Annotated in this window: 1 protein-coding gene; it reads right to left on the bottom strand. The window is 65.5% G+C overall.

Annotated features, from left to right (window positions below; translation table 11 throughout):
• A partial coding sequence (locus tag WS95_RS29075; protein WP_059827540.1) for a 3-hydroxybutyrate dehydrogenase occupies positions 1-656 on the bottom strand: 656 nt, incomplete at both ends.

The following is a 656-nucleotide window of genomic DNA, read 5'->3' as shown; positions in this document are numbered from 1 at the left end:
CCGTCGACCGTGTTGCCGAGCATCACCTTCTTGATCACTTCCTCTTCGCTGATGCCGAGCTCCTTCGCCTGCTCCGGAATCTGCTTGTCGACCAGCGGCGTGCGCACGAAGCCCGGACACACGACGTGCGAGCGCACGTTGTGCTTCGCGCCTTCCTTCGCCAGCACGCGCGCCAGGCCCAGCAGCCCGTGCTTGGCCGTCACGTACGCCGACTTAAGCGGCGACGCTTCGTGCGAGTGCACCGAGCCCATGTAGATCACGACGCCGCCGCGATCGTCCTTGTACATGTGCTTGAGCGCGGCCTTCGTCGTCAGGAACGCGCCGTCCACGTGGATCGCCTGCATCTTCTTCCAGTCGGAGAACGAATAGTTCTCGATCGGGTTGACGATCTGGATACCGGCGTTCGACACGAGGATGTCGACCGAGCCGAACGCTTCGGCCACCTTGTCGATGCCGGTGTTCACGGCTTCCTCGCTGGTCACGTCCATCGCGACGCCGATCGCCTTGCCGCCCGCCTTGTTGATCTCGTCGGCGACCGCGTTCGCGCCGTCCTGGTTCAGGTCGGCGATCGCGACGGCCGCGCCTGCCTTGGCCAGCTCCAGCGCGATTTCCTTGCCGATGCCGCTCGCGGCGCCCGTGACGACGGCGGTCTTGCC

This window comes from Burkholderia sp. MSMB1826 (assembly GCF_001526325.1).
Lineage (GTDB): Bacteria > Pseudomonadota > Gammaproteobacteria > Burkholderiales > Burkholderiaceae > Burkholderia.
This window is presented reverse-complemented; position numbering and strand designations above follow the sequence as displayed.